Annotated in this window: 12 protein-coding genes; 4 read left to right on the forward strand and 8 right to left on the reverse strand. The window is 62.0% G+C overall.

Annotated elements, in window-relative coordinates:
• Window positions 1–262: 262 nt before the first annotated feature.
• A complete protein-coding gene (gene dxr, locus BS630_RS13000) occupies window positions 263–1453 on the forward strand; it encodes a 1-deoxy-D-xylulose-5-phosphate reductoisomerase (RefSeq protein ID WP_077977792.1) in 1191 nt (396 codons plus the stop codon).
• A gap of 52 nt (window positions 1454–1505) precedes the next feature.
• On the opposite strand, the gene BS630_RS13005 is transcribed toward dxr, so the two are convergent.
• The 7 genes from BS630_RS13005 to hemA all read right to left on the reverse strand — a co-directional run bounded on the left by BS630_RS13005 (window position 1506) and on the right by hemA (window position 10245).
• A complete protein-coding gene (locus BS630_RS13005; protein WP_170268938.1) occupies window positions 1506–2579 on the reverse strand; it encodes an ABC transporter ATP-binding protein in 1074 nt (357 codons plus the stop codon).
• Window positions 2580–2603: 24 nt separating this feature from the next.
• On the reverse strand, window positions 2604–4526 hold the full coding sequence (locus tag BS630_RS13010) for a glycoside hydrolase family 127 protein (RefSeq protein WP_077977794.1): 1923 nt from the start codon (window positions 4524–4526) through the stop codon (window positions 2604–2606).
• 20 nt (window positions 4527–4546) lie between these two features.
• Window positions 4547–5410, reverse strand: a complete 864-nt coding sequence (locus BS630_RS13015; protein ID WP_072640387.1) for a carbohydrate ABC transporter permease — start codon at window positions 5408–5410, stop codon at window positions 4547–4549.
• Window positions 5407–6324, reverse strand: coding sequence for a carbohydrate ABC transporter permease (locus tag BS630_RS13020; protein ID WP_077977795.1), 918 nt, complete (start codon window positions 6322–6324; stop codon window positions 5407–5409). The genes BS630_RS13015 and BS630_RS13020 overlap by 4 nt, the downstream gene beginning before the upstream one ends.
• Window positions 6325–6399: 75 nt before the next feature.
• Window positions 6400–7638: an ABC transporter substrate-binding protein gene (locus BS630_RS13025; protein WP_077977796.1), complete on the reverse strand. Its 1239-nt coding sequence runs from the start codon at window positions 7636–7638 to the stop codon at window positions 6400–6402.
• A gap of 54 nt (window positions 7639–7692) precedes the next feature.
• Window positions 7693–8670: a LacI family DNA-binding transcriptional regulator gene (locus BS630_RS13030; RefSeq protein ID WP_077977797.1), complete on the reverse strand. Its 978-nt coding sequence runs from the start codon at window positions 8668–8670 to the stop codon at window positions 7693–7695.
• 360 nt (window positions 8671–9030) lie between these two features.
• Window positions 9031–10245: a 5-aminolevulinate synthase gene (gene hemA, locus BS630_RS13035; protein WP_077978071.1), complete on the reverse strand. Its 1215-nt coding sequence runs from the start codon at window positions 10243–10245 to the stop codon at window positions 9031–9033.
• 326 nt (window positions 10246–10571) lie between these two features.
• Between hemA and BS630_RS13040 the strand changes: the two genes are divergently transcribed.
• The 3 genes from BS630_RS13040 to BS630_RS13050 all read left to right on the forward strand — a co-directional run bounded on the left by BS630_RS13040 (window position 10572) and on the right by BS630_RS13050 (window position 19417).
• Window positions 10572–10829, forward strand: a complete 258-nt coding sequence (locus BS630_RS13040; protein WP_077977798.1) for a YMGG-like glycine zipper-containing protein — start codon at window positions 10572–10574, stop codon at window positions 10827–10829.
• A 169-nt stretch (window positions 10830–10998) separates the two neighbouring features.
• Complete coding sequence (locus tag BS630_RS13045) at window positions 10999–12927, forward strand: autotransporter assembly complex protein TamA (protein ID WP_183594563.1); 1929 nt, start codon at window positions 10999–11001, stop codon at window positions 12925–12927.
• Window positions 12928–12994: 67 nt separating this feature from the next.
• A complete protein-coding gene (locus BS630_RS13050; protein ID WP_077977799.1) occupies window positions 12995–19417 on the forward strand; it encodes a translocation/assembly module TamB domain-containing protein in 6423 nt (2140 codons plus the stop codon).
• 63 nt (window positions 19418–19480) lie between these two features.
• On the opposite strand, the gene BS630_RS13055 is transcribed toward BS630_RS13050, so the two are convergent.
• A complete protein-coding gene (locus BS630_RS13055) occupies window positions 19481–19918 on the reverse strand; it encodes an Lrp/AsnC family transcriptional regulator (RefSeq protein WP_011653765.1) in 438 nt (145 codons plus the stop codon).
• Between the last annotated feature and the right edge of the window lie 52 nt (window positions 19919–19970).

The raw sequence follows: 19970 nt of genomic DNA on the forward strand, positions 1-19970 counted from the left end.
TTTCATCCTCGATTTAATGTATGGCCCAAAGGCCGGCGGCACCAAGTGCCTGTTCTTCGATGGACGCCACAGCGCCCGACTTGCCATGCGACCGTGACCGGCCGCGGCGGAAGCGATTCCGGCAGCAATGTTATAAGGATCACATCCGGCCGCCGCTCTGTAAACCCCTCAAGGGTTGAAATCTGCTGCACCGCACACTTGCCGCCCCCTCCAAAGCCTAGTAGAGCCTGAGCCTACGAGAGAAATTTTCGCGAAATTCTACATGATGACCGGCAAAAGCGCGCCGCGGCGCCTCAGCATCTTCGGTTCGACGGGTTCGATCGGCCAGAATACACTCAATGTCGTCGATCATCTGGGCGGACGGGAGAACTTCGAAATCTCCGTGCTGACCGGCAGCGGCAATGTCGAATTGTTGGCCCGGCAGGCGAAATCATCCGGCGCGCGGCTGGCGGTGACGGCAAACGACCAGCATTACGAATCACTGAAGAGCGCACTTTCCGGCACCGGCATCGCGGTCGCTTCGGGAAAATCCGGGCTGATGGAAGCCGCCGACCGCGAAGCTGACTGGGTGATGGCGGCAATCGTCGGTACTGCCGGCCTGGCGCCGACGCTTGCCGCGGCCCGCCGCGGCGCCGATATCGCCCTTGCCAACAAGGAATGCCTGGTATCGGCCGGCGATCTCTTCATCGCAGCGATCCGGGCGGGCGGCGGCAGGCTGCTTCCGGTCGACAGCGAGCACAACGCGATTTTCCAGGTGCTGGAAGAGAACCAGCGCCACGCCGTCGAGCGGGTCATCCTGACGGCGTCGGGTGGCCCCTTCCGCACCGCCTCGCTGCGTGACATGGCGGATGTGACGGTGGAAACCGCGCGCGCCCACCCGAACTGGTCGATGGGCTTGAAGATTTCGATCGACAGTGCCTCGATGTTCAACAAGGCGCTGGAGATGATCGAAGCCCGGCACCTTTTCGGCCTCAGGCCCGAACAGATCGAGGTCATCTTCCATCCGCAATCGATCATCCACTCCATGGTCGGCTATTCCGATGGGTCGGTGCTGGCGCAGCTCGGCGCGCCCGATATGCGCACCGCCATCGGTTATGCCCTGTCCTTTCCGCGCCGGCCGAACCTGCCGGTCGAGCGGCTGGATTTCGCCAAGCTCTCCAGGCTGGATTTCGAGGCGCCGGATGAGGTGCGGTTTCCGGCGCTGCGGCTCGCGCGCCTGGCGATGACGCGCGGCGGTGTTCAGGGCGCGGTGCTGAACGGCGCCAAGGAAGTGGCGCTCGAAGCCTTCATCGAAGGGCGGCTGTCCTTCCTTGCCATGGCCGAGGTCACCGAGAGGGTCATGGACGATCTGGCCGGCCTGCCGCCGGCTTCCGGCATGGATGATGTCTTCGCCGCCGACAGGGAAGCCCGGCAAAGGGCGGCGGAGCTCATGACACTAGCGATTGCTGAGTGAAGTTCGCACGGGCCGCCGAGTGGTCGTCCGCTTGTGACCGTGACTGCCGCGATTAGCGCAACCGGTTCCCACCCTCGTCGAACAACCGGCAATCCGACGGTTCAAACAGCAGGCTCACTTGCTCGCCCGCCGCAATACTGATCGGTGACCGATGCTCGACGGTCAGTGACTGGCCATCGGCAAGCTGGCAATAGAGATATTGCGTTCCTCCGAGATATTCCGAAAAATCGACCCTGGCCGTCAGGCTGCCCGATAGATCGGAGGCCACCTTCAGATGCTCCGGCCGCAGGCCGAGCGTCACCGCGCCGCCAACCGGCCTGTCTGCCGGCGGCAGGCCGCTTTCGATCTGCCGGCCGGCGACTTCGACCATGCCTCCCGCACCCCAGCGGGCATTGAGCAGGTTCATCCGGGGCGAGCCGATGAAACCCGCCACGAAGGTATTCGAGGGATTTTCGTAGATTTCGCGGGGCGTTCCGGCCTGTTCGACGCGGCCGTCGCGCAGCACGACGATCTTGTCGGCGAGCGTCATCGCCTCCGTCTGGTCGTGCGTGACATAGATCATCGTGTTGCCGAGTTCGCGGTGGAGGCGGGCGATCTCGATGCGCATCGAAACGCGCAGTTCCGCATCGAGATTGGACAACGGCTCGTCGAACAGGAAGACATCGGGCTTGCGCACGATCGCCCGGCCGATCGCCACACGCTGCCGCTGGCCACCGGAAAGCTGTCCCGGCCGCCGGTCGAGAAGATGGTCGATCTTCAGGATCGCGGAGGCGGCCTTGACGCGCGTCTCTATTTCCGCAGCATTCGTGCGCGCCATCTTCAAGCCGAAGGCCAGATTGTCGCGCACGCTCATATGCGGATAGAGCGCGTAGGACTGAAACACCATGGCGATGCCCCGTTCGGATGGATCGAGATCGGTAACGATACGTCCCTTGATCTCGACCTCCCCGTCGGTCACGTCCTCCAGGCCAGCGATCATGCGAAGAAGCGTCGATTTCCCGCAGCCGGAAGGGCCGACGAAGACGACGAATTCGCCCTCCGCGATCGTCAGGTCGATCCCATGGACCACCTGCAGATTGCCATAGCTTTTTCGCACGTCCTGGAGCACGACGCTCTTGTTACCCATACCGTTCGTCATCCCCAAAAAGACCTATCTGTCCGACTGGACCCAGACGAGCATCTCTCCGGGCGCGCGGTTGTCCCAGAGATGATAGGGCACGAAACGTGCGGTGGCGACCTGCCTTTCGGCCGGCGCCTTGCGGTAAAGCGCTGTTCCCCAGTTCGATGTTTCCTCGCGCTCGACCTTGAGATCGAGGGCGACGGCATCATTGAGATCCTTCAGTACGACGGTTTCGGCCGCCGGGAGTTCGCGGGGCAGGACGATCGCGTTGAGGTCTTCGCCGTTGTCCGTGGTTTCCAGACAATAGACCAGCGGGCCGCGCATCAATGCGACGCGACCGGCATCCTGGCGCACCTTCGGGTTGGCATATTGCGGCCGAAGCGCCAGCGGCAGGTAGAGGGCGACACGATCACCCGCGGCCCACTCGCGATCGATTCTGGCATATCCGTCCCGCATATTGGCGTTGAGATCCAGCATCTCTCCATTGACGCTGAGGGTTGCGCCTTCGGCCCAGTCGGGAATGCGCAGCGACAGCGCAAAGCGCGCCGGTTTTTCCAGCCTGGTGGTAAAGGCGACGGCACCGTCCCACGGATAATTGGTGGTCTGCTCGAGTTCGACCTCGGCGCCGTTGGCCAGCTTCAGCCGCGCGGTGCTTTCGCCATAGAGGTGCACGGCGATCTCGTTGTCGGAAACGGCGTACATGTAGGAGCCGATCGAGGTCACCAGCCGGGCGATGTTCGGCGGGCAGCAGGGGCAATGGTGCCACTTCCACCGGTGGTGCTTGCCGGCACTTTCGAGCGGATTGTCGTAGAAGAATGTCTTGCCGTCGGTCGAAAGCCCCGGCAACGCGCCATTGTAAAGCGCCTGCTCCATGATGTCGGCATAGCGCCGATCCGGACCGCGGCCGAGCATGCGGCTTGCCCAGAACACCAGGCCGACCGAGGCGCAGGTCTCCGCATAGGCGGTATCATTCGGCAGATCGAAATAATCGGTGAAACCTTCGTTGGACGCCGCCGGCCCGATACCGCCGGTGATATACATCTGCTTGGTCGTCAGATCGCCCCAAAGCGTTTCCAGCGCTGCCGTCAGGCTGTCGTCCTTGTATTCGGTGGCGACGTCGGCCATGCCCGAATAAAGGTACATGGCGCGCACGGCGTGGCCGACCACCTTTGTCTGCGCGCGCACCGGCTGGTGCGCCTGCGCATATTCATAGGTTTTCTGGTGGTACTCGGAGACATCGCGCCCATCGCGGCTTGCCTCGGCGGTGAAGAAATGCGGTTCGGTGCCGCGTTCGTCGATGAAGTATTTCGATAGCTCGAGATATTTCTTCTCTCCCGTCACGCGGGCGAGCTTGACCAGCGCCAGCTCAACTTCCTCATGGCCGCAATAGCCTGGTATCTGGCCTTCGCCGTGACCGAAAATCTTGATCATGTAATCGGCATAGCGGCACATGATGTCGAGCAGCTTGCGTTTGCCGGTCGCCTGATAATAAGCGACCGCAGCTTCCATGAGGTGGCCGGCGCAATAGAGCTCATGATGGTCGCGCAGGTTGGTCCAGCGGCGGTTCGGCTCGACGCGCTGGAACCAGGCGTTCAGATAGCCGTCCTCGTCCTGCAGCTTCTCATACATGTCGATGATCTCGTCGGCGCGCGCCTCGAGCTTCGGGTTTGGCCGGCGATAGAGCGAATAGGCGATGGTCTCGATCGACTTGCCGAGGTCGGAATCCCAGAACATCTGCGTCGTCCCGCCCCATGGTTGAATGGGAATGACGACCCCCGGGCTCGGCTGGTCGACATCGATCGCCTTGAGCATGCCGGCCTCGACGCAGCGGTCGAGCAGGGTCTCGGCAGTGGAATTGCAGACAGCGTCCTGCCATTTGCCCCAGAAGCCGCCGAGCTCCACATCGGGAACGGCGACGGGACGAAACTGGCGGTCATTGCTTGGTTTGTTCATGGGTTCCACTTTCTCTAAGATCATTTCACCGCGCCGGCCATCAGCCCGCGCATGTAGTAGCGTTGCAGGAGCAGGAAGACGATCAGGCAGGGGATCGTCATGACGACGACACCGGCCTGGACCGCTCCCCAATTGATGGCGCCGAGCCGTCCGGCGCGAACCGCCGTCATCAGCACCGGCAGCGTGTATTTCTCATTGCTGGAGAGCAGCACGAGTGCGGCGAGAAACTCGTTCCAGGCATTGAGGAAGGCAAAGATCGCCACCGTCGCCACACCGGGAAGCACCAGCGGCAGAAGAACCCGGACCAAGAGCCTGAGGTCGCGCGCCCCATCGATGCGCGCGGCCTCTTCGATCTCCTTCGGCACGGCGTCGAAGGCGTTGCGCATCATGAACACCGAGAAGGGCAGTTGCAGCGTCACATAGACGAGCGTCAGCCCAAGCAGCGAATTGTTGAGGCCGAGCTTTGCCAGGATGATGAAGAGCGGCGTCAGGATCGATTGGAACGGGATCATCAACGTCGCGATGATCAGCACGAAAAGCGCATTCTTCATCGGGAACCGATAGCGCGAGAAGCCGTAGCCGGCGAGCAGGCTGACGGCGACGGTCAGCACCACGGTGGCGACCGAAACGAACAGCGAATTGATCATGTGCCGCCAGATGCCGGCGCCGAACGTATCGAGCAGCGCGTAAGAATCGATGCTGACGCCTGAGGTCGGCCACGGCGGCAAGGGTGGCAGGCTGGCCTCCGTGCCATGCCGGAAGGACGACAACAGCGTGATCACGAAGGGGGCGAGAAAGAAGATCGAGATAGCGATGCCGGTCAGATGATAGGCCGACTTTGTCCGAATGGCCTTGCGGGCGCGGCGTTCCCTTGACGTGGTCATGAGCGCTCCTCCCCGACGCGAAGCAGCCAGAGCTGCACGATGCTGATCGCCACCAGGATGGCGAGAAGCACGATCGACAGTGCTGCGCCATAGCCGAGATTGAACGACACGAAGGACTGATTGAAGATGTAGTAGACCACCGAGATCATCTTGTTCTGCGGTCCGCCTGACGTCATGATGTAGAACTGGTCGAAGGCGAGGATCGAACCGGTGACGGAGACGATCAGCGCCAGCGCGATCGTCTTGCGCATCAGCGGCAGCGTCAGATGCCGGAAACGCTGCCAGCGGCCGGCGCCGTCGATGCGGGCGGCCTCCGTCAGCTCGGACGGAATGGCCTGAAGCCCGGTCAGGAGAATGATCATGGTGAAGCCGGCGATCTTCCAGACGACCATCACCACGATCGTCAGAAAGGCGGTGTCGAAAGTTGCAAGCAGATTGGGGCTCTTTTCGACAAGGCCGAGCGCCTTCAAGGCCGGGCCGATGAAGCCGCTATCGACATTGGCAAGCCAGACCCAGAGCAGCGAGGCTGTGGCAAGGCCGACCACGACGGGCAGGAAGATGATCGTGCGGTAGGCGCCGACGAACTGCCGTTCCTTTTCGACGAAGATCGCCAGCGGAAAGGCGATCGCGAAGATCGCGATGGTGACGATTACGGTATAATAGGCCGTGAAATTCAGCGCCGTCATGAAACGGGTGTCGTTGGCCATGCGAAAATAATTGTTGAAACCGATCCAGCGTGACGCCCCCATCAGCGGCCAGTTATGCAGGCTCATCCATCCGGTGAAGAGAACCGGCATGATGAAGAAGACGATTACCAGCGCCATGGCCGGCGCGATGTAGACGAGGCCGCGCCAGTTCGATCTGCGCCGTCGCCTGCGTCGAGGCAATAGAATCTCTGAACCGGAACCGGTCATCAAAACGCTCCGTATCTGTCGAGTGAAATTGGCCGGGAAGCTGCCACCGCTCCCCGGCCGCGGCCGAGGGAGAGTTTACTGGCCGCTATCGATGATCGATTGCATTTCCGATTGCGCACTCGAAAACGCGCCGTCGACGTCGTCGCCGAAGATCGCGGCGTTGGTGAAGCTGGCCCATGGCCCGTTGGCGCTGTTGATCAGGTCGTTGAACTGCAACGTATAGGGGGTCTTGGCCACACCGATTGCCTTCAGGCCGACCTGCATGCGTGGATCGAGGCCCTCAAGCACCTTGTCGGCGATATCGCCGCGCGTTGGCAGGCTGCCATACTTCGCCATGATCTTCTGGCCGTCCATCGAATACACATATTCGAGGAACTCCTTCACCGCGTCGATCTTCTTCGTGCCCTTGGTGATGACGAAGTTGTCGCCGCCGGCAAAGGACGAAGGCTTCCCGTCGACGCCAGGAATGAGGGTCACGCCAAAGTTGATATCGGGATGCTCGGTCACCAGCGTGCCGATGGCAAAGGCGCCAAGGCTCTGCTGGCCGATCTTGCCGTTGGTGAAGGTCAGGAAGTTCGCGCCGTTGTCGCTGGCGGCTCCCGCCGGCACGAGGTCCTTCTTGACCATGTTGCGGTAGATATCGACGGCCTTGCGCATCTGCGGCGTATCGAGCGTCGCCGTCTTGCTGTCGGCCGACAGGATATCGGCACCCGCACCCCAGACAAGTGGCGTGAATGTGAAGATCATGCAGCCGCCGCAGCCGCCGCCGGAGAAATAGAAGCCGTAGGTGTCCTCACTCAGCGCCCGGATCTTCTCGGCATTGGCGGTAATTTCGTCCCAATTCACCGGTGCCTTTTCCGGGTCGAGACCGGCCTTCTTGTAGAGATCCTTGTTCCAGGCAAAGACGGAGGTCTCGACCGACAGCGGCAGGCCGTAGATCCGGTCCTGATAGGTGCCGAGGCGAACATGCGATGGCGAAAGCGAGTTGAAATAGGGCAGGGATTTTGCCCAATCCGTCAGATCTTCGAGCTGACCGGCCGCGGCAAAGGCCGGATTATAGATCAGATCCATCGACAGCGCGTCCGGCGCCTGTCCGCCGGCGATTGCAGTCGCATATTTCTGCACGAGCTCGGAGAACGGCACTTCGGTCATCACGACCTTGTTCTCGTGACCGGAATTATAGGCTTCGACGACCTTCTTGAAGGCGTCGCCGATCCCCGTGCGCACCCACATTTCGACATTTTCGGCAGCCGACGCGGCCGACACCAGACATAAGGTAGCGATGCTGGTCGCCGCCAATAGACGCTTGATCATGACACTCCTCCCGATATGGCGCATCTCCTCGCGCCTTTGCTCATTCTCTTGGTCTCATTCCTTGGGGACTTTACCCCCGCATGACTGCCGGACGATCAGCCGGCACGGCAATTTCCTCACTCCCGGTTCGACAGGCCGTCCTTCCGCAAGCGCAAGCACCGTCAATCCGGCTTGCCGCCCGAGCTCCTTCAGTTCCATGTCCACCGTCGTCAGCGGCGGCCGCGTCTGGGCCGCGACAATCTCCCAATTGTCGAAGCCGATGACCGAGACGTCCTGCGGCACCTTGACACCGCGCTCGCGCAACGCATCCACCGCACCGCGGGCGATCTGGTCATTGCCGCAGAAGAGCGCATCCGGTTTTTCTCCCGGTCTCTTCCAAAGCTGCTCGACCGCCTCATGCCCCCAGCTTTCCGCCCAGACGCCGTAGAGCACCGGCTCGCGGTGACCTCCCACCTCGTGATAGGCGCCGGCACGCTCCCGCACCGAGAAGAACTCCTGCGGCCCGGTGATGTGCGCAATCCGCCGCCGTCCGATCTTCACGAGCCATTCCACCGCCAGCCGCGCACCCTGTTCGTCGTCCGACCGGAAGGTGACGCTGTTCTGCGTCCCCTCCGTGAATGCGTAGACGACAGGCACATGCAAATTCGACAGATCGACAGGCAGGCGCCGATCCAGGCGTTTTCCCGTCGCGATAATGCCGTCGACCTGTTTGTCCAGCATCGCGTCGACGTGGATCTGGGCGAGCGCCGGATCGTCTTCGATGGCGCACAGGAAGACCGAAACGCCGTGATCGACGAGTGCGTCCGAGATACCCGCCATGACAGGCAGCGTGAAACGGCCGTAAGTGTCGTTCGTCAGCAGCCCGATGGTGAAGCTGCGCTTGCTGAGAAGACCTCTCGCCAGCGCGTTCGGCCGGTATCCGATCTCGGCGGCTATCCGTTTCACCCGTTCGCGCGTTTCCGACCCCATCCGACCCGTATCATTGAGAGCCTTCGACGCCGTCGAGATGCTCACCGCGGCAGCCGCCGCCACCTCGTGGATGGTGATCCTGCCTCTTTTTCCTCCCGATATGTTCAGAACGTCCTCCTTCTGAAGTGATCTGAGAAAAGCTTTTACCAATCTCTATGTCAAGTGAGAAAAGGTTTTCTCACGCGACCCCAAGGCTCGGATCGTCAACGCAGTTTGCGGGAGGGGCAAGCGCGGGGAAAGATCGATGCGCATCGGTCAGGCCGATTGCGATGTGTCATCGGTGTTGAGACCAAGCGTGGAGCGGATGATCTTGGACGGGCAAGGGAGGTCTGCTGCGGCGTCTTGCGGGAGCAAGACCGATCGCTGTCAGAGCCTCCAGTGGAGGCCCTGAATTACGGTTCGAACCGAGCGATCATCGAAAAATCAGGCGACGTGTCTTGCGAGCGCGCAACGCGACCAGAGCGAATGCAGCGCCTCGACCAGATGGGCGATATCGGCGTCGGAATGCAGCGGCGTCGGCGTGATGCGCAGGCGCTCCGTCTTCTTCGGCACTGTCGGATAGTTGATCGGCTGAACGTAGACGCCGCAATTGTCGAGCAGCAGATCGGAGATCCACTTGCACTTGGCCGCATCGCCGACCAGCACCGGCACGATATGGCTCGGATTGGGCATATGCGGAATGCCACGCTGGTCGAGCAGTGCTCTCAGCTTGCGGACACGGTCCTGATGGCGGGCGCGCTCGAACTGGCTGACCTTCAGGTGCTGGATCGAGGCAACCGCGCCGGCAGCAAGTGCCGGCGGCAGCGCCGTGGTGAAGATGAAGCCGGAGGCAAACGAGCGGATGAAATCGCAAAGCGCCGTCGAAGCGGCGATATAGCCGCCCATCACCCCGAAAGCCTTGCCGAGCGTGCCCTCGATCACGGTCAGCCGGTCCATCAGCCCTTCGCGCTCGGCGATGCCGCCGCCGCGCGGGCCGTACATGCCGACGCCATGCACTTCGTCGAGATAGGTCATCGCGCCATATTTGTCGGCGAGGTCGCAGATCTCCTTGATCGGGGCGATATCGCCGTCCATCGAATAGACGCTCTCGAAGGCGATCAGCTTCGGCGCCTTCGGATCGGCGGCCTTGAGCTTGGCTTCGAGATCGGCCACGTCATTGTGCTTCCAGATCACCTTGTCGCACTTGGCATAACGGATGCCCTCGATCATCGAGGCATGGTTCAGCGCGTCGGAGAAGATGATCAGGCCGGGGATCTTGGCGCCGAGCGTGCCAAGTGCTGCCCAGTTGGAAATATAGCCCGACGTGAAGATCAAGGCTGCTTCCTTGCCGTGCAGATCGGCAAGTTCACGCTCGAGCATGACGTGATGGTGGTTGGTACCAGAAATATTCCGGGTGCCTCCCGCACCCGCGCCACAGTGGTCGATGGCGTTCTTCATCGCCTCGATCACCTTCGGATGCTGGCCCATGCCGAGATAGTCGTTGGAGCACCAGACCGTGACTTCCTTTTGGCCATCCGCGGTGTAACGCGTCGCGCGGGGAAAATTGCCGCGGTGACGCTCGAGATCGGCAAAAACGCGGTAACGGCCCTCGGTATGAAGCCCGTCCAGCTCGTTTTTGAAAAACGCTTCGAAATCCATCATATGCTCCAGTATCGCGCGGATGTTCTTGATGACCGGACGTCCGCGCGTCAACCCTTGCACTTTGCTTTAACATCAACTGCGGCAAAATGCGCAGAGTTTTGAATGATTCCAGATAAAGAATATGCGAGCCGCGATCAACGAAATTGATGTGGCAAGCATAATGGAAATTCGCGAAACCGCGAAGCTGGCGACAACATCCTGTATCGAAAAAAATCAGCGCAGCGGTGGACAACCCTTTCTTCCGACATAGTTTTCGGTCTAGCCTGACAAAAAACAAAAAGGGACGGCCTTTGCCCGTTGGGCAACAACCTCGGAGAGAAAAAATGAAGAAAGTTGTCATACTCGCATTGATCGGCCTGTCGATCGCAAGCTGCACACCGACGCAGCAGGGCGCCGGCATCGGCGCTGCATCAGGTGCCGTCATCGGCGGCGCAGTCACCGGCAACGTCCGTGGCGCGGCAGTCGGCGCCGCTGTCGGCGGCGTGTCCGGCGCCCTCATCGGCAGCGTCGCCGAACAGCCCGGCCAGTGCTACTATCGCGATCGTTACGGCCGCCGCTACATCGATACCTGCCCGCGCTGAGAACGTTCAGGAACCGGCAGATTCAGGAAATCCCGGACACAGTTCCGGGATTTTTTGTGCTAAATTAGTGCGTTGGCAATTTAAAATGGTACACCCCGCGCGATTTTGTCGCTAAGCTGTTCACGGCTGGGCAACGAAGCTTCATAGTAGGCGTAACCAAAAGCGGCGGATGCGGATTAGAGGGACAGGTCCGAAAACAGGTACTGCGTATCGGCGAACAGGCACCATGATGGTGGTCGCAGCGGCAGCTGCGTTCTCACCGGTCCTGATCGGCGACGCTTACGCCTTCAAGCTTTTCGGCATCACCATTTTCGGCAAAGAGGAAGACGAAGGCGAACAGGTGCCCGATCCGGTGCGCTACCAGGTCGACCTCAAAGCCGATACCGCCGATCCCGACCTCAAAGAAGCGCTGGAAAACAGTTCCCGTCTCGTCAGCGACCAGAAGCTGCCGGTTTCCGGCGATCTCGGCATCGTCGTCAAGGCGCGCGACGACCGTGAGCGGCTGATCGCCACTCTGTATGAAAAGGCCCGTTATGGCGGCCTGGTGACGATCACCATCGACGGCAAGAATATCGACGACCTGCCACCCAATCCGACATTCGACCGGTCAGGGCCGATCCCCGTCACCGTCGACATTGCTCCCGGCCCTGTTTTCAAGGTCAGGGAGGTCCAGTTCGGCGGCGATGCCGCAAACCATAATCCCGCCGATTACGATCTCGCCCCGGGCGCTGAGGCCGGCTCGCTCGCCATCATCAAGGCCGGCGACAGAATAGTCGAACAATTGAAGAGCGAGGGCCGGCCCTTCGCGAAGTTGACCGAACGCAAGGTCGTTGCCGATCACAACAGCGATACCGTCGATATCGTCCTTGCTGCCGAGGGCGGTCCCGTCGCCCCGATCGGCGATGTCGGCGTCACCGGCGAAAAGACCGTCAAGCCGGCTTTCATCCAGCGTTATTCCCGGCTGAACAAGGGCGAGGCCTATTCCCCGGAAACGCTGAAGAAGGCCGGCGAGCGCCTTCGCGCCCTCGGCGTCTTTTCGAGTGTCACCATCCACGAAGGCGATGCGCTGGCATCCGATGGCACGCTGCCGATGACGATCGAGGTTTCCGAAGGCAAGAGGCGCTACTTCGGCGTCGGCGCGCAATATTCCACCACCGACGGCTTCGGTGTCCAGGGCTATTGGGGCCACCGCAATCTTTTTGGCGAAGCCGAAACGCTGAGGATCGAGGGAGCGGTCTCCAGGCTTGGCGAAACGACGGATGTCGGCAGCCTCGACTATTCCGCCGGCATTCTCTTCACCAAGCCCGGCGCCTTCTTCCCCGCCGCCACCCTGAAGGCCGGCATCGTCGCCAAGACCGAAAATCCGGATGCCTATAACGCGACGCTCGTCACCGCCTCGCTCGGCCTTTCCTACGAACTGACCGATCAGGACACCGTCTCAGCGAGCGGCGAGGTCAGCTGGGAGCGCGATGACGACGCCTTCGGCACGAACGACTATCTGACTTTCACGTTGCCGATTCAATATGATCGCGACGCACGCGACGACAAGTTCAATCCGACGGAGGGCTACCGCGCGACGCTCTCGGCAAAGCCTGGCTACGAAATTTTCAACGCCACGCCCTATGCGGCATTCGAGGGCTCGATCTCCGGCTACCTGCCGTTCGGCCAGGAAGACGGTGTGGTGCTTGCCGGCAAGGTTGCAGCCGGCGTCCTGATCGGCGGCGATAGCATTGGGGATATCCCCGCCACCCAGCGCTTCTTTGCCGGCGGCGGCGGCTCCGTGCGCGGATATAGCTATCAGGAAATCTCGCCCTATAACGACAATGGAGACCCCACCGGCGGCCGCTCCTATGTGACCGGTTCGCTGGAGGCCCGCATCAAGATCACCGATACGATCGGCATCGTGCCCTTCATCGATGTCGGCACCGTATCGGACAGCACCTTTCCGGGTTTTTCCGATATCCGCGCCGGCGCCGGCGCCGGAATACGATATGCAACGCCTTTCGGCCCGCTGCGGCTTGATTTTGCCATGCCGCTGAACAAGTACGAAGATGGCACAGATTATGGAATCTACGCCGGCATCGGCCAATCCTTCTAGGATTGCCGATTCTGCTCGTGTTTTCCGATCTGTGAGCCGTCATGAAAACGGGGTAGTGTCCGCGCCGATGCAAACGCTGACAAAAATCGTCAACTGGATCGTACGGCTCACCGGCTATGTCGTCGGCGCCACGTTGATTCTCGCGGTCGTAGCACTGGCGATCTTCGGCTTCACCAGTTTTGGCGCCCGCATCGTCACCGAAAGGATAGCCTCCACGCTGTCCAATCGCGACATGACGATCGAGGTTCGCGAACCGCAAGGCCTTTTGACCGGCGGACTTCGCGCCGCCGAGATCTCCATCTCCGACACCAGGGGCGTCTTTGCGGAAATTCATGGCGTCGCGATCGACTGGAATCCGCTTGCGCTGCTGACCGGAACCTTCCATGCCAAACGCTTCGAGATCGAAGCGATCAACGTGCTGCGCAAGCCGGTACGCACCCTGCCCTCGCGGCCCCAAGCTGAAAATTCCGGCGGATTCAGCCTTCCGATCAAAGTCGATGTAGACCGCATCGCGCTGCCCGATATCAAACTTGCCGCACCGCTTGCCGGTCGCGCCTTTGCGCTCGCCGCCGAAGGCAGCCTTTCAGCAAACGCCGATGGCGGCGAGGCCATCGTCAATGTCAGCCGTCACGCGGTTCCGAATGCGCGGCTTGCCGCCGACATCGCTTTTGCGCCCGCCGAAAACCGGCTGCGGCTGAAGGCGCAGCTGTCCGAGCCGAAGGGCGGGCTGCTCGCGGGCTTTCTCGGCCTGCCGGACAGCCCGGCTGTCAACATCGATCTCGACGGCCAAGGGCCGATATCCGATTGGAAAGGCAAATTGCAGGCTGCCCTCGACGGGCAGCAACGCGCCGCAATCGAAGCCCGGCATCAGATTACGGAAGACGGGCTGCACCACCTCGACCTCAAGGGCGGCGGTGACCTGAGCTCGCTGCTTCCATCGGCATTCCGGCCGCTTTTTGCCGGCCAGACCAATATCGATCTTGCCGCCACCTTCGACAATCACGGCAAGATCGATATCCAGACCGGCAATATCGCCACCGGCAGCGTGGTGATCGCCGCCTCGGGCACCCTCGATCCGGCCGGCAACAACAGCCTGAACGCCAATCTGCTCGGCACGTCGGGCCCTGTCGATTTCCGCTGGCCGCTCGCCGAAGGCGAAGCGCGCTTCCTCATATCGGGCCTCAACCTGGCACTGACAGGCGATGCGCAGGCGGCCCGACTGAACGTCAGCGGCTCGCTCGACGCCGCAACCCTTCCGCAGGCCAATATCGGCAACGTCAAGCTGACGGCGAAGAGCGACGCCTTCAATCTCGCAGCGCGTTCCGGCAGCATCCAGCTGCGCCTCGTTGCCGGCGACGCGACCTTTGCCGAGCCGAACCTCAATCGTGCGGTCCAAGGCCCGATCACCATCGCCTCGCCCTTGCAGATCTCGCCCTCCGGCATCGGCTTCAACGGCACCACCGTCGAAAGCGCCAATATCAACGGCGGCCTCAACGGTTCCTATCGGCTGACAGACCAAGCGCTGACCGGCAACCTCAAGCTCACCATCAACCCGGCAGCCCTGCCGGCTGCGGCAACAGACAGGTTCGACGGACCGATCTCGCTCGAGAGCCAGGTGGTCGGCACCATCCCGTCGAAATTCGCGCTGTCCAACCTCGTCCTGAAGTCCGGCACGCTCGAAGCCGCCGGCAACGTCGCGCTCGACGGCGGGATCTTGAACGCAGATCTCTCCGGCCGGCTGCCTGACATCGGCAAGCTCATCCCCGGGGCCAGCGGCGGGGCGGGTTATGCATTGAGAGTGGGAGGTGAGCTCCCGGCAATCTCCGTCACGGCCAATCTCAAGGCGCCCAGCCTTGAAATGGCCGACCGCGTGCTCGGCAATCTCAATATCGACCTGTCGGGTCTCGCCGATCCCAAGGCCCCGCAGGGCAGGATCGCCGCCACCGGCACGATTGACGGCCAGCCGATCGGCATCAACGGCGACATCCGCACGCAGGACGGCAAGACGAGCATTCCGGCGCTGACCGCCGACATCGGTGGCAACCGGCTGACCGGCAATGTGGAATTCTCGTCCTCCCTTGAGCCGACAGGCGCGCTGACCTTCGATTTCCCCACTATCGGCCTGCTCGCCGCACTCGGCGGACAGAAGGCTGAAGGCGATCTCAAAGGGTCGCTCGGCGTCAGCAGCGATGGCGGCAGGATTGCGCTCAAGCTGCTTGCGACCGGCGGCTCGATCCGCCGTGATACGCTTGCGATCGTCAAGCCGGATATCGATGTCACGGTCAGTGATCTCAAAGCCCTTGCGGCAAACGGCACGGTCAAGGCCGAGGAGGTGAGTGCCGGAACGAACAGGCTCGCCGGCCTTTCGCTCGATTTTACCAAGCAGCAAGACCATACCGATTTCGATCTCGATGCTGCCTATGACGGCAATCCCGTGCTGGCCGCCGGCAATATCGAAGCGGCCGGCGGCACGATGCACCTGAACTTTGATCGCTTCTCGGCAAGCCCCCGCAATATCCCGATCGAGCTTGCCGCACCGACCCAGGTCGCCATCGGCGGCGGTACCGCCAGCCTGAACGGACTGACCCTGAAGACCGGCACCGGTTCGGTGACCGTCACCGGTTCCGCCGGCGAAACGCTGAAGATCGATGCAGACATCCGCGAGCTGCCGGCAGCGCTTGCCAACGGTTTCGTGCCGAACCTGTCAGCCGGCGGCACGATCTCCGGAACCATTGCCGTGACCGGAACGCCGGCAGCACCCGTCGCCGACTTCAAGCTCGACTGGAAGGATGCGACGACGGGCCAGACCAAGGGGGCGGGTCTGCTACCGATCGGCATCACCGCCGTCGGCAAATTTGCCGACAACAAGCTCGATTTCGACACGACGGTCGGCAGCACTGACGGCCTGTCGCTGAAAGCCGCCGGCAATGTCGCACTCGCCGACCCGAAGGCACCGGTGCTTGATGTCAACGCCGATATCCTCAATCTGCCTGCCCGCATCGCCAACGGTTTCGTTGCCGATCTTGCCGCCGAAGGCACGATTACGGGAAAACTGGCGGCATCCGGCTCCCTCGCCAATCCCACCGCAAATTTCGATCTCGACTGGAAAAGTGCGGCGACGAGCCAGACGAAGCGTGCCGGCCTTGCCGAGCTCGCCGTCAAGGCATCCGGCAAATTCGCCGACAACAAGCTCGATTTCGACACGGTGATCGGCGGCGCCAACAGCCTCTCGCTGAAGGCAAACGGCAATGTCGCCATCACAGGCGCGACGCTCGGCAACGTCGCGGTCGACGCCGCACTGGCGAATGTTCCGGCAAATATCGCAAACAGCTTCGTCGCCGATCTCGCCGCCGAAGGCGCGGTCTCCGGAACGATCTCGGCCAGCGGATCGCTCTCCGCCCCGCGTGCCGATTTCGATCTCAATTGGAAAGACGCTGCGACGAGCCACACGAAACGTGCCGGCCTTGCCGCGCTCGGCGTGACTGCATCAGGAAAACTTGCGGATAACAAGCTCGATTTCGACACGGGGATCGTCGGCGCCAACAGCCTCTCGCTGACAGCAAACGGCAATGTCGCCATCACGGGCACGACAATCGGCAACGTCAAGGTCGATGCGGCGCTGGCAAACATCCCGGCAAACATTGCAAACAGCTTCGTCGCCGATCTCGCCGCCGAAGGCGCGATCTCCGGAAAGATCTCGGCCGCCGGGTCGCTTTCCGCCCCCACTGCCGATTTCGATCTCAATTGGAAAGATGCTGCAACGAGCCACACGAAACGTGCCGGCCTTGCCGCGATCGGCGTGACAGCATCGGGAAAATTTGCCGAAAACAAGCTTGATTTCAACGCGGCAGTCAGCGGCGACAAAGAGCTCTCGCTGAAGGCCAAGGGCAATGTCGCATTGGCCGGAAATACGATCGACAGCATCAAGCTCGATGCCGAAATCATAAAGCTTCCGGCCAGTCTGGCAAATGCCTTCGTTCCCGAACTGGCGGCCGGCGGCACGATATCAGGCACCATGTCCGCCGCCGGGACAGCCACCGCACCGAAAGCCGACTTCAAGCTCGACTGGACGGATGCTGCAACCAGCCAGACGCGAAGCGCTCATCTCTCAGGCCTGGCACTTGCCGCATCCGGACGCTTTGCCGACAACCGGCTCGACTTCGATGCCAATCTCGCCGGCCAGGGCGGCCTTTCGCTGAAGGCCGCCGGCAACGTCGCGATTTCAGGCACGTCGGTTCGCAACCTTGACGTCAAGGCCGATCTTGCCAACCTGCCTGCAGGCCTCGCCAACAGCTTCGTCCCGGGTCTTGCCGCCGAAGGCACCGTCTCGGGGACGGCATCCGCTTCTGGCGCGCTTCCGAAGCCGGCGGTCGACTTCAAGCTCGACTGGAAGAACGCCGCGACCGCCCAGACCAAGAGCAGCGGCCTTTCTGGCCTGAGTGCTGCGGCTTCCGGCAAGTTCGTCAATGACAGGGTCGATTTCGACGCCAATCTCGCCGGCAAGGACGGCGTGCTGGCCAAGGCGACGGGCGGCGTGACGATCGCCGGAACGGCCATCCGGGACCTTTCGATCAATGCCGATATTCCGGCGCTGCCGGCAAATATCGCAAATGCCTTCGTTCCTGGTCTCGGCGCCGAAGGCACGCTTTCGGCAAACGCCGTGACGTCGGGAACCCCGGCAAATCCGATCGTCGATTTCAAGCTGAACTGGAAAGATGCCGCGACCAGCCACACCAAGGCTGCCGGCCTCTCCCGCCTTGCGTTGGCGGCGACGGGAAAATACGCCGGTGACAGGCTGGATTTCGATGCCGCCCTCAACGGCGGTGGCGGCATTGCGCTGAAAGCAGCCGGCAAACTTTCGATCGCAGGCACCTCGATCCGCTCGGTCGACGTCACGGCGAACGCCACCAATGTTCCGGCCGGCATCGCCAACGGCTTCGTTCCCGGCCTTGCCGCCGAAGGCGCAGTCTCGGCAACCGCAAAGGCCACCGGCGCGCTGTCGGCGCCCTCCGTCGACTTCAAGGTCGACTGGAAGAACGCAGCGACGAGCCAGACAAAAGGTGCCGGCCTTTCGCCGTTCAGCATCGGCGCATCAGGCAAACTTGCCGAAAACAGGCTGACGGTCGACACCAGCCTTGCCGGTGACGCTGGCATGTCGCTTAAGGGCGGCGGCAGCGTCGTCATCACCGGCGCTCGCGCCATCGACATGCGCTTCACAGGCAATCTTCCTTTCGCCGTGCTTGGCGCCCCGCTTGCGCAACAGGGCTTTGTCGCGGACGGCGTCGCCACCGTCAACCTGCAGATCAGCGGAACGGCCGCAGCACCCGTCATCAACGGCACTGTCTCGACCAATGGCGCAAAGCTGGTCGACGTCCGGCGCAATCTGGCCGTCAACAATCTGACGGCGACCGTGACCTTCAATGGCAACCAGGCCGTGATATCGCGCCTCAGCGGCAGCCTTGGCGGCGGCGGCACGATTTCTGTGAGCGGCACCATCGGCATTCAGCCGGCCGGAGGCTTTCCCGCCGACATTTCGATCAAACTCGACAAGGCGGTCTATGTCGATGGAACCCTTGTCGTCTCCACCGTCAACGGCACACTCGGCCTGCGCGGTCCGATCACCAATGCGACGCTGAGCGGCAAGTTGCGGCTGGACAAGACCTCGATCACCGTCCCGGAAAAACTGCCGACCTCGCTGAGAGAAATCGACATCCGCCATAAGAATGCGCCGCGCGCGGTGCTTGCGCAGTTGCGCGATGACGGCGAGCGTAAACCCGGCGAGAAATCCTCGGTGATCACGCTGGATCTCGAAATCGACGCGCCCTCGCATATCTTCGTGCGCGGCCGCGGCATCGATGCCGAGCTTGGCGGCCTGGTAACGATCCGCGGAACGGCGGCAGCGCCCATCGTCACCGGCGGGTTCACCATGCGACGCGGCCGCCTGACCATTCTGAACCGCCGCCTCGATTTCTCCGACAAGAGCAGGATAACCTTCGTCGGCGATCTGACGCCGGCGCTTGATATGGAAGCGACCTCGGCCTCCGGCTCGACGACGCTGACCGTCGACGTTGCGGGCCTTGCCACCGATCCCGCGATCACCTTCTCCTCCTCGCCCGAACTGCCGCAGGACGAAGTGCTGGCGCAGCTGATCTTCGGCCAGTCGATGTCGAAGCTCTCGCCGGTGCAGATCGCCCAGCTCGCCGACGCCGTCAGTCAGCTGGCCGGCAACCGCTCGACATCGCTTTTCGAAGGCCTGCGCAACCAACTCGGCGTCGACGATTTCGACGTCAGCACCGATTCCAAGGGCCAGACGAGCGTCAGCGTCGGCCGCTATCTCAACGACCGCACCTATTTCGAATTGCAGCAGGGCGGTTCGGCCGGCGCCAAGGCGGTGATCAACCTCGATGTCGGCCGCGGCGTCAAGCTGCGCGGAGGGGCCGGTGGCAACGGTGAGGGCGAAGCCGGGATTGTCTACGAACGGGAATACTGATGCATCTCGCCCGAAGCTGTGCAGCGGCTTTGGACCGACGGCATGCAAAAGCTCTAGCCCGGCTTAGAAACCGGTTTTGCTGGTCTTGAGAAGGATGTTGGTCTCGGTCGAATTGATGCCGTTGATCAGCCGGATGCGGCGCAGCGTCTCGTCGAAGGCGGCAAGGTCGCGGTCCTCGAGTTCGGCGACGAAATCCCATTTGCCGTTGGTGCTGTGAAGCGCGCGCACCTGCGGCAGGCCCCGCAACTGATCGGCCACCCTGTCGGCGAGCTTGCCGAGCACCTCGATCATCACGATGGCGCGCACGCCGGCGGAGCGCGTCTCATGGCCGGTGCGGATGGTGAAGCCGACGATGGTGCCGCTGGCCACCAGCCGGTCGATACGGGTGGCAACCGTTGCCCGCGATGCGCCGGTCATCGCTGCAAGCGAGGAGACGGAAATCCGGGCGTTATGGCGAAGTGCACTCAAAAGTTCGGTGTCGAGATCGTCCACGCTGATCACTTTGTCAAAAGTGGTTTATCAATCTGCTCAATCATAGTCCATTTCTGACACT

The organism is Rhizobium laguerreae, from assembly GCF_002008165.1.
Taxonomy (GTDB): Bacteria; Pseudomonadota; Alphaproteobacteria; order Rhizobiales; family Rhizobiaceae; genus Rhizobium; species Rhizobium laguerreae.